The sequence below is a fragment of the Salinicola sp. 4072 genome (genome assembly GCF_036663415.1).
Classification (GTDB): Bacteria; Pseudomonadota; Gammaproteobacteria; order Pseudomonadales; family Halomonadaceae; genus Salinicola; species Salinicola salarius_A.
The window spans coordinates 12,287-25,683 of sequence record NZ_JAXOVV010000011.1; the positions used below are offsets into that span (position 1 = coordinate 12,287).

10 protein-coding genes are annotated in these 13,397 nt (G+C 61.0%); 4 read left to right on the top strand and 6 right to left on the bottom strand.

The genetic code is table 11. The features are described 5' to 3' along the window. Both R3F72_RS09285 and R3F72_RS09290 read left to right on the top strand, forming a co-directional pair. Positions 1 to 1,002, top strand: a complete 1,002-nt coding sequence (locus R3F72_RS09285) for a glycosyltransferase family 2 protein (protein ID WP_256961242.1) — start codon at positions 1 to 3, stop codon at positions 1,000 to 1,002. After that, positions 999 to 1,391, top strand: a complete 393-nt coding sequence (locus R3F72_RS09290; RefSeq protein WP_087719319.1) for a GtrA family protein — start codon at positions 999 to 1,001, stop codon at positions 1,389 to 1,391. The genes R3F72_RS09285 and R3F72_RS09290 overlap by 4 nt, the downstream gene beginning before the upstream one ends. A 188-nt stretch (positions 1,392 to 1,579) precedes the next feature. On the opposite strand, the gene putP is transcribed toward R3F72_RS09290, so the two are convergent. The 5 genes from putP to R3F72_RS09315 all read right to left on the bottom strand — a co-directional run bounded on the left by putP (position 1,580) and on the right by R3F72_RS09315 (position 8,971). Beyond that, on the bottom strand, positions 1,580 to 3,070 hold the full coding sequence (putP, locus tag R3F72_RS09295; RefSeq protein WP_332779505.1) for a sodium/proline symporter PutP: 1,491 nt from the start codon (positions 3,068 to 3,070) through the stop codon (positions 1,580 to 1,582). A 186-nt stretch (positions 3,071 to 3,256) separates the two neighbouring features. Continuing rightward, positions 3,257 to 6,448: a bifunctional proline dehydrogenase/L-glutamate gamma-semialdehyde dehydrogenase PutA gene (gene putA, locus R3F72_RS09300; RefSeq protein ID WP_332779506.1), complete on the bottom strand. Its 3,192-nt coding sequence runs from the start codon at positions 6,446 to 6,448 to the stop codon at positions 3,257 to 3,259. Positions 6,449 to 6,787: 339 nt separating this feature from the next. Next, positions 6,788 to 7,558: an AraC family transcriptional regulator gene (locus R3F72_RS09305; RefSeq protein ID WP_332779507.1), complete on the bottom strand. Its 771-nt coding sequence runs from the start codon at positions 7,556 to 7,558 to the stop codon at positions 6,788 to 6,790. A gap of 24 nt (positions 7,559 to 7,582) precedes the next feature. Next, the gene (locus R3F72_RS09310; protein WP_332779508.1) at positions 7,583 to 7,954 is read right to left on the bottom strand and encodes a hypothetical protein; all 372 of its coding nucleotides are present in this window, start codon (positions 7,952 to 7,954) and stop codon (positions 7,583 to 7,585) included. 81 nt (positions 7,955 to 8,035) lie between these two features. Then, positions 8,036 to 8,971 (bottom strand): Bug family tripartite tricarboxylate transporter substrate binding protein, encoded by a 936-nt coding sequence (locus R3F72_RS09315; RefSeq protein WP_332779509.1) that lies wholly within the window; start codon positions 8,969 to 8,971, stop codon positions 8,036 to 8,038. 569 nt (positions 8,972 to 9,540) lie between these two features. On the opposite strand from R3F72_RS09315, the gene R3F72_RS09320 reads away from it, so the two are divergent. Further along, positions 9,541 to 10,734, top strand: coding sequence for an MFS transporter (locus R3F72_RS09320; RefSeq protein WP_332779510.1), 1,194 nt, complete (start codon positions 9,541 to 9,543; stop codon positions 10,732 to 10,734). Positions 10,735 to 10,910: 176 nt separating this feature from the next. Here R3F72_RS09320 and R3F72_RS09325 read toward each other — a convergent pair whose 3' ends face one another. After that, on the bottom strand, positions 10,911 to 11,519 hold the full coding sequence (locus tag R3F72_RS09325; RefSeq protein ID WP_083387503.1) for a helix-turn-helix domain-containing protein: 609 nt from the start codon (positions 11,517 to 11,519) through the stop codon (positions 10,911 to 10,913). Between the two features lie 306 nt (positions 11,520 to 11,825). Between R3F72_RS09325 and gltX the strand changes: the two genes are divergently transcribed. Further along, entirely contained in the window at positions 11,826 to 13,304 is a 1,479-nt protein-coding gene (gene gltX, locus R3F72_RS09330) for a glutamate--tRNA ligase (RefSeq protein ID WP_087719527.1), read from the top strand. Positions 13,305 to 13,397: the final 93 nt, after the last annotated feature.

Sequence of the window (13,397 nt, forward strand, 5' to 3'; positions counted from 1 at the left end):
GTGGAGAGTCGTCAGAGAAACTGGATGTTGTCGATCGTGGTGCCGGTGATGAACGAGGAAACGGCCATCGAGCGGTTCCTGGAAGCCGTGGATTGCACGCTGGGCGATGCGGTGCCGCGACTGGAAATTCTGTTCGTCGACGACGGTTCCACCGATGCGACGCTGGCCACGCTGCGAGAGCGGGCAGCGCTGGATCCTCGCACTCGGGTGATATCGCTGACGCGCAATTTCGGCAAGGAGGCTGCCATGACCGCCGGTCTCGACCATGCGCGCGGTGATGCTGTGGTGCCGATGGATGTCGATCTGCAGGACCCGCCGGAGGTGATTCTGGAATTCATTCGTCTATGGCGGGAGCACGGCTACGACATGATCTACGGCATTCGGGGTTCGCGGGATGAAGATACCCAGGCGAAGCGGACCTCCGCGGGGCTTTTCTATCGCTTCTTCAACCGGCTGGCGGAGACGCCCATCCCCAGTAACGCGGGAGATTTCCGGCTGATGGATCGCCGTGTCGTCGAGGCGATCAAGCGATTGCCGGAGCGTAACCGGTTCATGAAAGGGCTGTTCAGCTGGCCCGGATACCGTTCGACCGGCATCTATTACAACCGGCCGGCGAGAGAGAGCGGAGAGAGCAAGTTCAACTTCTGGAAACTCTGGAACTTCGCCATCGACGGTTTCGTCAGCTTCTCGACCTGGCCGCTGCGCATCTGGATGTATTTCGGCGCGGTCATCGCGGGGCTCGCATTCCTCTACATTCTGCTGCTCGTGGGGCGTGTGATCGTGGTGGGCAGCGATGTCCCCGGCTATGCTTCTTTGATGACGGCGATCCTGTTCTTCGGCGGCATGCAACTGCTGTCCGTCGGGATTCTGGGCGAGTACGTGGGACGCCTGTTCATCGAAACCAAGCAGCGGCCGCTCTACCTGGTCGCCGAAGACAGCCTGGATGATAAAGATAGCCTGGCCAAAGCGGGTCTGGTCGATGAGGCCTCCCGCAACTCATGAAACGTCGACTCAAGCGCGAAGCCAAGACCGCCGCACGTTTCGGCCTGGTAGGCACGGCGGCGACGGCTGCCCATCTGTCGGTCGCGGCTGTCCTGAGCGCGCTATGGCCGGCGCTGTCGGAATTCATCGTCAACCTGTGCGGGTTTCTGGTGGCCTTCCAGATATCTCTCATTGGTCATCGGCGGCTGACATTCCGGCGCCGCGGGCGGGCAAAGCGCTTTTTCACGCTGGCGGTGCTGGGATTCGTGCTCAATAACGGGGTGCTGGCGGCGCTGCTGGCATCCACCAGGATCGCGGGATTCTGGGCCATCGTCATTGCTACGTTGACCGTGCCGTTGATCACCTACATCGGTTCGCGGCTGTGGGCGTTCCGCGAACATCATGTCTAGGGCCCGGAGGCGGAAAGGCTGCAGGCATGCATGGGTGGGCACGGCACCTTTCAGGCAAAGCCAGGGGGCACCTTTCAGGCAAAGCCAGGGCGGGGACGCGGGCCGGGTATCGGGAGGGCATGAACGGAGCATGAAAAAGGGCTCCCGCAGGAGCCCTTCGATGCCTAGAGTCCATCACGCACGCTTTGCTAACGCGAGATCTGCTTGTACTCCCCGGCATCGCTGGTCACGCTGCTAACCACCAGGATGGCGATGACGGAGGCGATGAAGCCGGGAATGATCTCGTAGACGCCGGGGCCCCCCATGAATTCACCGTTCCAGCCCAGCGAGATCCAGACGATGACGGTGAGAGCGCCCACCACCATGCCTGCGATGGCGCCAGCGCCATTGGTGCGCGACCACATCAGCGAGAGAAGGATCAACGGGCCGAATGCCGCACCGAAGCCGGCCCAGGCGTTGCTCACCAGCCCCAGCACCTGAGAGTCCGGGTCGGACGCAATCACGGCGGCCACCAGGCCAACCAGCACGACACTGAGACGGCCGACGGCCACGGTTTCCTTCTCCGTTGCTTCCTTGCGCAGGAACAGACGATAGAAATCCTCGGTCAGTGACGAGGAGGCCACCAGCAGCTGGCTGGAAATCGTACTCATAATCGCGGCAAGCAGCGCGGCATAGAGGAAGCCGGTGATCAGCGGATGGAACAGCAGATCCGCCAGGATGATGAAGATCGTTTCCGGATCCTCGACTTCCATACCGTTACGGATCGCATAGGCCCGGCCGAATATCCCCAGCGAGACAGCGCCGATCAGGGAGATGAGCATCCAGCTCATGCCGATGTTGCGGGCGACGGGTACATCCTTCAGCGACCGGATGGCCATGAAGCGCACGATGATATGCGGCTGTCCGAAATAGCCCAGCCCCCAGGTCACCGCGGAGAGCCAGCCGATGAAGGTCAGCCCATCTGTCCACGACAGAAGGGTGGGATCGACCTCGTTCAGGGTCTGCGAGGCTTGGGAGAAACCGCCGCCTCCTTCGCCGAAGATCACCACCGCCGGCATGATCACCAGTGCCAGCATCATGATGCAGCCCTGCACGAAGTCGGTCATGCTCACGGCCAAAAAGCCGCCAACGACCGTATATGTCAGGACCACGCCGAGCGTGATGATCACGCCTGCCGCATAGTCGCTCAGGCCACCGATGTTGATGACGTCGGCAAAGGCGCTTTCGAACAGCTTGCCGCCTGCCACCAGGCCGGACGCCGTGTAGACCGCGAAGAACACGACGATGACGATGGCAGAGACCGTTCGCAGCGACATGGCCCGGGTGGGGAACCGGTTTGCCAGGAAGGCCGGGATGGTGATCGCATTGCCATAGTGAACCGTCTGTTCACGAAGACGTGGCGCGACCAGAAGCCAGTTGAAAAAGGCGCCCACGAACAGGCCGATACCGATCCAGGCCGAGCCCAGGCCGGAGACGAACATCGCCCCGGGCAACCCCAGCAGCAGCCAGCCGCTCATGTCCGAGGCGCCGGCCGACAGCGCCGCCACCTGCGGGCTGAGCGTCCGGCCGCCCAGCATGTAGTCTTCCGACGTGGAAGTGGATGTGCGCATGGCGTAGAGGCCGATGGCGATCATGAGCGCAAAGTAGGCAAAAAGGCTTATCCAGACACCAATAGCCATAAAAACGTCTCCTGTTTCTTAATTATTAGGTTTTGTCTGAAAAGTCGTCGAGCGAAGGTCAGACAAGGCAAAAATCGGCGAAAAGACGGAGTTTACGCGGTGTAAATGAGTACTTTGAGCCGATTTTTAACGCCGTATGGCCGAGCGCAGGCAGTTTTCAGACAAAGCCTAGGCCGGACGTGGCGATCACTCGTCTCCCATGGCAAGCAGTGAGGCGTTCCCACCCAGCGCGGCCGTATTGATAGTGCGCGTCTTTTCGGTGGCGAAGCGTAACAGATAATGAGGGCCGCCCGCCTTGGGTCCGGTACCGGAAAATCCTTGTCCGCCGAACGGCTGGACACCGACGACGGCGCCGATGATGTCGCGATTGACATAGACGTTGCCGACGCGGATGCGGCTGGCGACATGGTTGGTGAAGTTCTCGTTGCGACTGTGAACGCCGAACGTCAGTCCGTAGCCCTTGGCATTGATGGAATCGATGACCGCTTCCAGTTGATCGGCGCGGTAGCGGGCGATGTGCAGCAGGGGGCCGAACTGTTCGGTTTCCATCGCTTCGATGCCGTCGATATTGAATGCCATCGGCGCAACGAAGGTGCCGTTGCCGGTCTGGGCCGGATCGAGCTTCGCTTCCGCGATCAGACGGCCTTCGACCTTCATGGTCTCGACATGCTTGAGCAGACCCTGGCGGGCGTCTTCATCGATGACCGGACCGACATCGGTGCCCAGGTCACGCGGATCGCCGATGCGCAGCTCGGCCATCGCGCCACGCAGAATCTCGATCACGCGATCGGCGATATCTTCCTGAAGATAGAGAACGCGCAGTGCGGAACAGCGCTGGCCGGCACTCTGGAATGCGGAATGGACGACATCGGCCACGACCTGTTCGGGCAGGGCGGTCGAGTCGACGATCATCGCGTTCATGCCGCCGGTCTCGGCGATCAGCGTGGGCAGCGCGGCATTTTCCCTGGCGGCCAAGGCCCGGTTGATGATCTGCGCGGTGTCGGTGGAGCCAGTGAAGACCACGCCGGTGATGCGCGGATCGCTGCTCAGGACGCTACCCACGGTGGGACCGTCGCCGGGCAGCAACTGCACCACGTCCCGGGGCATGCCGGCCTCGTACAGCAATTCGATCACGCGGTTGGCGACCAGCGAGGTCTGCTCGGCGGGCTTGGCAAGCACGGTATTGCCGGCCACCGCCGCTGCAACGAGCTGTCCGGTAAAGATGGCGACGGGGAAGTTCCAGGGGCTGATCGCGGCGAAGACCCCTTTGCCCTGCAACACCAGCTCGTTGGACTCGCCGGTCGGCCCTGGCAACACGCTCGGCTCGGCAAACAGCTCGCGCGCGCGCGCTCCGTAGTAGCGGCAGAAATCCACCGCTTCGCGAATCTCGTCGACACCGTCGGTGAGCAGTTTGCCGCCCTCGCGGGAGCAGAGCGTCATCAGTTCCGCGAGATGCGTCTCCATCAGGTCGGCGTGGCGTTCGAGAATGGCCGCACGCTCCTCGACTGGCGTCTCGCTCCAGCGGGGGAAGGCTTGCCAGGCGATATCGACGGCCTTCTCGGCCTGCTCGCGCGTGGTCCATTGCACGCTGCCCACGGACTGACGGCGGTCGTACGGGCTGGTGACGCGCTGGCGCTGGCTCTCGTCGTCGGCGACATTGATTCCGAGCAGCGGCTTGACGTGATGCTCGCGCTCCATGAAGTCCGCCATGCGATCGACGAGCGGTTGATATTCGCTATTGATGTTCAAGTTGACGCCCTTGGAGTTCTTGCGTGTCGGACCATAGATCTGGCGCGGCAACGGGATCTTGGTATTGGCGAAGGTCGGGTATTGCTTGAGGGTGGCGATCGGGTGAACGCAGAGCGATTCCACCGGAACGCGCGGGTCGACCAGCTGATGGACGAATGACGAGTTGGCGCCATTTTCCAGCAGGCGCCGGACCAGGTAGGGCAGTAGATCCTTGTGTGCTCCCACCGGGGCGTAGATGCGGCAGTAGGTGCCTTCGGGCGCTCGTGACAGCGCGGCGTCGTAGAGGGCTTCTCCCATGCCGTGCAGGCGCTGAAATTCGAACGCGCGGTCGGCATGGTTGGCCCGTTCGAGAATGTTGGTGATGGTGTGCGCGTTATGCGTCGCGAACTGAGGGAAAATGCGGCCGCGAGTGTTCTCGGACAGCAGGAACTGGGCGCAGGCGAGATAGGCGACATCGGTACATGCCTTGCGGGTATAGACGGGGTAGCCGCCGACACCGAGTTTCTGCGACTCCTTGATTTCGGTATCCCAGTACGCGCCCTTGACCAGTCTCAGCGGAATCTCGTCGCCCTGTCGATCGGCCAGTCGGTTGATGTAGTGGAGGACCGGCAGCGCGCGCTTGGAATAGGCCTGGACCACCAGGCCGAAATGCCCCCAGCCACGACAGACATCGCTCTCGAAGACGGCGCGGAAGACCTCGAGCGACAGCTCGAGGCGGTCCACTTCTTCGGCGTCGATGGTCAGCGCCACATGGCGCTCGCGCGCCAGTTCGACGAGCTGCTTGACCGTACCGACGAGCTCTTCGAGTACCTGGGTGCGACGGCCGAATTCATAGCGCGGATGCAGCGCCGACAGCTTGATCGAGACGGACGGCGCCGGTGTCCTGGCGTCCAGCTTGAGGCTGGTTTCTCCCACCTTGAGAATCGCCGCGGCGTAATCGTCGAAATAGCGCTTGGCATCCTGACGGGTCCGGGCGGCTTCGCCCAGCATATCGTAGGAGTAGGTGTAGCCCTTGTTGAAGAGCGGCCGGGAGCGCTTGAGCGCTTCGTCGATCGTGCGGCCCAGCACGAACTGCTGCCCCATGATCTTCATCGCCTGGTACATCGCACTGCGAATGACCGGCTCGCCCATGCGGTTGACCATCTTGTTGATGAAGTTGGCCGGCTTGCCTTCTCGCGGCTTGTCCATCTGGATCACGTTGCCGGTCATCAGCAGGCCCCAGGTCGAGGCATTGACGAACCAGGATTCACTCTGGCCCAGATAACGCTTCCAGTCGGCGACCCCCAGCTTGTCCTCGATCAGCGCGTCGGCGGTGGCCTTGTCGGGAATGCGCAGCAGCGCTTCGGCCAGGCACATCAGTAATACGCCTTCCTGCGTGTCGAGGCTGTACTGCTGAAGCAGCTCATCGATGGAGTCGACGGCGGTATCCATGGCCCGGACATCGCGCACCAGCTGTGCTGTCTTGTCACCGATTCGTGCGAAATCGGCTTCACCGGCTCCCAGGAGCGTACACAGCTCGGTCAGATAGGCGTCTTCGTCGACGATGTAATGGTCGCTGATTCTGGCAAACAGGTCGTCGAGCGAAGTCTGCCAAGTGGCAGTGTCCAGCATTTGATCGGCTTTTAGCATTGTTGAAGCCCCTATAGCAGTATGGACCACTGCAGTATGGTCCACAGGAATCGGCGTTAGCCTCGGCGACCGCTCGCGGCAAGCAGGCGGTGGCCGTCAATAATGGAAGGCGTGGTGGCTGACTCTAAGCTCTGTCTGAAAAATCGACGAGCGATGGCCAGACAAGGCAAAAATCGGCGAAAAAGCGGAGTTTACAGGGAAGTAAATGAGCCTTTTGAGCCGATTTTTAACGCAGTATGGGCGAGCGCAGGCATTTTTCAGACAAAGCGTAGCGTGAAACAGGGGAAGGGTTCTTGCCAATTATCCGGGGGAGATTTGCGAAAAAGCCCGGGTTATCCGCTAGCGAGAGGGGTGACGCAGTTGCATGGGAGAGTGGCCGTAGCGACGGCGAAAGGCATGGCTCAGAGCGCTCTGGCTGGCGAATCCGGTGCGTTCCGCGATCTCGGCCAGTGGCATGTCGGTCAATGTCGTCAGCTCGCGAACCCGGGTCAGCCGCAACCGCATCACGAACTGATACGGCGTGATACCTGTCTGTTCGCGAAAGCGCTCGGAGAAGTGCGCCTCGCTGAGGCAGGCGAGATTGGCCAGGTCGGATACGCTCAGGCGCTGGTCCAGACGTTCCAGCACGAACTGCTCGAGTCGTTGAATGTCCAGCGACCGGCTGGTTCGCCTGGTCAGCGGCGGAGAGCGGAACGCCGCGCTGAGGCGGGCGTGCAGCGAACTCAGTAGCGTCGTGACCAGCAGATCCGCTGGCGCATGGCTGGCATGGGTCATCTCCTGAATCAGGAACTGGAGATAATGCTGCAGCGACTCGTCCAGCGAGAAATAGCCCGGACGGTCGAACAGGCTTCTCAACGGGCGGTGCATGCCGGTCAGGGAAGCGGCGTCGTCCGGCAGGTCGATGATCAACTGACGGTTGTCGCCAATTCCTTCGTAATAATGCTCGATATTGGCCGGCACCAGGCAACCGGAAAGCGGCGCCACGACGCCGCCCTGGCCGGCAATCTCGAATTCCGCGTAGCCGGACAGCCCGATCACGATCTGGTGATAGTCGTGATGATGATGCTGAATGGCGTTGTCGAGCGGCGCCAGGCGAATCGTGTCGGTCATGATGTCTGCCGCAAGAGAGCCGGATCAGGCACGATATTCGCCTCCCTGAAGCGCCTGGTGGGCAGCCAGATGATCGCGCAGCGCTACCAGCTCTTCACGTCCGCTGCGGGAAAACAGCGACCCGCCCTGGGCGACTTGCCAGGGGCGCCCGTGGGTTTCCATCAGATGCTGGCTTCGCCGGCGCAGGTTTTCCAGATAGGCATCGTGGCGGATCGGATAGCCGATCAGCGTATGCCAGCGTGCTTCGCTGGCACGGTTTTCCAGCACCGCATCGAAGAGATCGAGCAGATCCTGCGCCTGGGTGCGGTAACGGGGCGTTCGAGACAGCATCAGCGCCGTCACGGTGGCCACGCTGACCAGCAGACAGACGGCGAAAACCACGAGAAAGAGTGACATGGAGGCGCTCCGAGTGCGCGGCGACCGGCTCAGTTTACCACGTTGGTCGCCGCAGCCTCCAAACGAACGCAGACGCGACCGTTATCGGATCATGCCCAGCTCGCCACCGATCTCGCGGATGTCAGTGATCTGTTGATCGACGAAGCGGTTCAGCTCGTCGCCCGACTTGTGGAACGGCAGCAGGCCATTCTGGGTCATGGTCTGCTTCCATTGGGGAGAGGCGTAAAGATCGTTCAGTGTCTGTTTCCACCATGTGTAGCTCGCTTCGGAAGCGCCTGCGGGGGTATAGAATCCGCGCCAGTTGGGGGCGACCACATCGATGCCTTGCTCTCTTGCCGTAGGCATATCGGCCAGCTCGCCGGGCAAGCGGTCCTCGGCGAAGACTGCCAGAATGCGAAGATCGCCGCTGTCGACGAAACTCTTGGCTTCACTGAGGTCGCCGGTGAAGGCGTCGATGTGTCCGCCCAGCAACTGGCTGATCGCCACCGAGCCGGAATCGAAGGCCAGATACTTGATGTCGCGAATGGACTTGATACCGGCCTTGCGGGCAGCCATCAGTACCTTGATGTGATCGAAACCACCGGCAACGTCACCGCCGGAGAACGTCACGCTGCCGGCATCTGCCTTGAGGTCGTCGAGAAGCTCGTTAAGTGAGTGGTAGGGCGAGTCGGCCGCCACGGCGATCACGCCGTAGTCGGCGCCAAGCGTCGCCACCCAGCGAACCTGATCGGCATTGCCGTTGGGATAATTGCCCAGCGCCAGCTGCGTGGTCGTGGCGGTCGACGCCGCCACGATCAGATCGTCATCGCTGGAACGTTTCGCCTGTACATGGCTGAAGGCTACGCCGCCGCTTGCGCCGGGGACGTTGAGCGTCTGCATGGCCGCCGGGATCAGAGAGAGCTCCTGGAGCGCTCTGGCTACCGAACGACAGGTGAAGTCCCATCCTCCGCCCGGCTGGGCAGGCGCGATACAGTCGACCTTGCCTTGCGGCGCGGCGTGCACAGGAGCGGCAAGCATCACCGCCACCAAGGGCAGCGTTTGGCACGCAAGCTTGAAGAAATTGGCCGGAGAAGCAGTGATTCTGGAAGCAGAAGGGGAGGAGGAGCGCATGATATGAGTCCGTACGGTGTCTTCAGCGAAATATCAATATCGTTATTCAGGTCGCGCTTGTTGTCGGGTTGTGGGGCGACCGCGAGACAGTAATGGATTGGGGCGGCGTTCGCTATTGCCCTTTGGCGGGAGCTGGCTGGCGGCGAACAGCGAGATGACGGGAAAAAAAGCGAGCGAGAGACATCGTACCGACAAAAAATCGCCGCGCATGGCGCGGCGATAACGATCGTTACAGTAAGCTCGAGAAACCGCATAGCAACTGCTGTGTCGAATCTCTTGCTTGTTCTTGTGAGCGGCAATCGACGAAAAAGTTCCCCGGCGGCAGAAATCCGGCTTCTCGAAGAGGGTTGTCTGGACGTCGTGCCTCGCCATTCGGCAGCAGAAAACATCGCAGATAGCGCATCAGCGGTTTCCAATCCGTGGCGAGGTGTGAATAATCGAGACCTTTACGCCTTAGACTAAAGTAGGGGTAGCTTGTGGCTGACACATTCGAGACCGGCGCTGCGAAGCCGTCGCGGCGGTTTGCTCTGTTGATAGAGCTGGCGCTGGCCGTAGGTGGATTCGCCATCGGGGTCGGCGAATTCACCATCATGGGGCTGATGCCCAACGTGGCCGAGGCGTTGAACATTTCGGAGCCGCAGGTTGGCAACGTCATCAGTGCCTATGCGCTGGGGGTGGTCGTTGGCGCGCCCTTGATCGCCGTCATGGGCTCGCATTTCTATCGACGCCATCTCCTGCTGATGCTGATGGCGTTTTTTGCGCTGGGCAACATCGCCAGTGCTCTGGCGCCCAATTATCACACCCTGATGATCTTCCGCTTCATCTCGGGATTGCCGCACGGCGCCTATTTCGGCGTGGCGTCTCTGGTCGCGGCCTCGCTGGTTCCGACGCACAAGCGTGCGCAGGCGGTCAGCCGGGTCATGTCGGGGCTGACGATCGCCATGCTGGTAGGCAATCCCTTCGCCACCTGGTTGAGCCAGATGATGAGCTGGCGTCTTGCCTTCGCGATGGTCGGCGGCATCGCCATTCTCACGGTGGTGCTGGTGTTCATCTATCTGCCGTTGAATCGCCAGGAGAAGCGCAACAGCCCTGCTCAGGAACTGACGGCGCTCAAGCGCTCCCAAGTCTGGCTGACGCTGGGTGTCGGGGCGATCGGCTTCGCCGGCATGTTCTGCGTATTCAGCTATCTGGCACCGGTGCTGATCAACGTGACTCAGGTGTCGCCCTACTGGATACCGGTCGCTCAGGCGGCATTCGGTGCGGGCGCCATCATCGGCAATATCGTCGGCGGGAAGCTCTATGACCGGATGCAGCTCAAGGGCGTCGGCTGGCTGCTGGTCTGGTGCATTGCCATCCTGCTTCTGTTTCCGCTGGCGGCGCAGTCGCTCTGGTCGATACTGCTGATTTGCATAGCCATCGGCACCATGGTCTCACTGTCGCCGGCACTGCAGACACGCCTGATGGATGTGGCGGCAGATGCGCAAACGCTGGCGGCTGCGTCCAACCATGCGGCCTTCAATGTCGCGAATGCCCTGGGGCCATGGCTGGGCGGGGTGGCCATTGGTGCGGGTTTCGGATGGACCGTGACCGGTTATGTCGGCGCGGCTACTGCGGCGGGCGGGCTGGTCGTGTTCTTCTTTGCCTATCGCCAGCAACAGCGCCACGGCTGAACGAAGGCAATTGAACAGGATTGCCTGATAAGGGCCGGGCCACGCGGTGATTCAGCGATCGCCGCGTGGCCGGATCGGCACTGTCTACATTGCGAATTCCAGACTACAGATTTCAAACTCCGAATTTCAGGCAAGGAATTTCAGGCCTGAATTCCAGGGTACGGCTATCCAGGCTGCTACTGACGACACCAGCGGGCTCTGATATAGCCTACGATGCGAAAGGGGGGGTGGCGGACGCTTTCCACGGTCGCGCCTTGAAGCTGTTCACCGCTGACCCGCATTCTGCCGGAAGCGAGATGTTCCAGATACTGGATCTGCAACAGACCCTCGCGCTCCAGCAGATACAGTCCGTCCTGCTGGAACTTGTCGCAAGGCGCGATGGCGGCGAGGTCTCCTTCGAACAGAAAATCGAAAGACTCGTTCTCCGCTGGCGTTACCAGGTGACAGTCCTGAGTCAGCATCTGTAGCGTGGACATCTCTCCCGGTTCGTCTTCCCGCTGCTCCCAGGGTGCCGCAAGATTCGCCTGCAGGCTGAGCACGGTCCCGCCTGACGTACGAGAGGCGGCCGCCATTGCGTTTAACGAGTCATCATCGAGCAGCTGTTTGATCGAGCAGCACAGCGCCGAGGTCAGCGCGACCAGGCGCTCATGGCCGATCTGCTTGATCGTGCCTGATTCCCAGTAGGAGATCGTGACGTCGGAGACGCCTACCCGTCTTGCGAGCGCGGCCTTGCTCATGCCGGCCTGAAGGCGTAGCTGTTTGATTCGTGGTCCTAACCCGTCCATCCATGAATCTCGCCTGCGTTATTGATGCAGTGAGGATATCCACTCACCGCCGAAGTATGTTTCGGGTTACGAACTTGTCGCCCGAAACCTTCTGGAAATTCTTATCGTGATTCATGTTTGCGGTCGTCTGCGTGTGCCGTGAGGACGGGAAGCCGGCACTTCGGAAGTGCAGTCGATCAGTCCGATAGTAGTCCGTCGTCGGCATTGCCACCATCGAAAAGCGCCGAAGACGACGAGTCGGGCGCTGCAGCCCGTCGCCTTGGGGGCGTATAATGTGGCGGCTCGTTCATCAACGGAATGGATTTCATGACGGTACGCACGCGTATTGCGCCTTCGCCCACCGGCGATCCGCACGTCGGCACGGCTTACATCGCCCTCTTCAATCTCTGCTTCGCTCGCCAGCATGGTGGGCAGTTCGTTCTGCGCATCGAGGATACCGACCGCCAGCGTTCTACGCCTGAGTCGGAGCAGATGATTCTCGATTCTTTGCGCTGGCTAGGGCTGGATTGGGACGAAGGGCCAGATGTCGGCGGCCCGCACGGTCCCTATCGGCAAAGCGAGCGCGGCGATATCTACGCCGAGCATGCCCAACAGCTGCTGGAGCGCGGGCACGCTTTCAAATGCTATCGCACCAGCGAAGAGCTCGACGCCTTGCGGGAAGAGCGCAAGGCAGCGGGGCTTCATCTGGCATTGAAGCCGCAGGATCTCGCTCTGGATCCGGAAGAGCAGCGGCGACGGGAGGCCGAGGGCTATCCCTACGTCATTCGAATGAATGTGCCTTCCGAAGGTGTGTGCGAAGTCGACGACATGCTGCGTGGGCGGATCGAGGTCGACTGGGCACAGGTAGATGCCCAGATCCTGATGAAGTCGGACGGTATGCCGACCTACCATCTCGCCAATGTGGTCGACGACCACCTGATGGGAATCACTCACGTCCTGAGAGGCGAGGAGTGGATCAATTCGGCGCCCAAGCACAAGCTGCTTTACGAATATTTCGGCTGGTCCATGCCGCAGCTGTGTCATATGCCGCTGCTTCGCAATCCTGACAAATCGAAGCTGTCCAAGCGCAAGAACCCTACCTCGATCAACTATTATCGGCGCATGGGGTTCCTGCCGCAGGCCGTGACCAACTATCTGGGCCGGATGGGGTGGTCGATGCCGGACGAGCGCGAGAAATTCAGCCTCGACGACATGATGGCTCACTTCGACATACAGCGGGTTTCGCTAGGGGGGCCGGTATTCGATCTCGACAAGCTGACCTGGCTCAACGGTGTCTACATTCGCGAGGATCTCGATGACGCGGCGCTGATGAAAGCGTTGCGTGACTGGTCGTTCAACGAGGCGTATGTCGGCCAGATCCTTCCGCAGATCCGGCCGCGTATCTCGACGCTGTCGGATGCCATGCCGCTGGCCGGGCATTTCTTCGCGGGGCTGCCCGACGTTCGCGAGGCCAGCTTTGCCGATCTCGACCTCGAGCGCGATACCTTGGTGGCGCTGTTGCAGTTCCTGGTCTGGCGACTGGAAACCGTGACGCGCTGGGAAAAGGAGGAGCTGCTGGCCCAGGTCAAGCTTCTGGCCGAGCACTTCGAGTTGAAGATGAAAGTCTTTCTGGCTCCCGTGTTCATTGCGGTGACGGGCAGCGCCCATTCGACGTCGGTGCTCGATGCCATGGCGATTCTCGGATCGGATATGACACGGGCTCGTCTCCGGCATGCTATCGAGGTGTTGGGTGGCGTTTCCAAGAAGCAGGCTAAACGCTTGGAAAAGCAGTATCGGGAGCTATAGCGCGTCAGGATGCTGGTTCGGATCGAACCGCCGAGTTTTTCTGGTAATAAAGCGTTGACTTATCAGTGAGATGACCGTATATTTCGCCCCGTT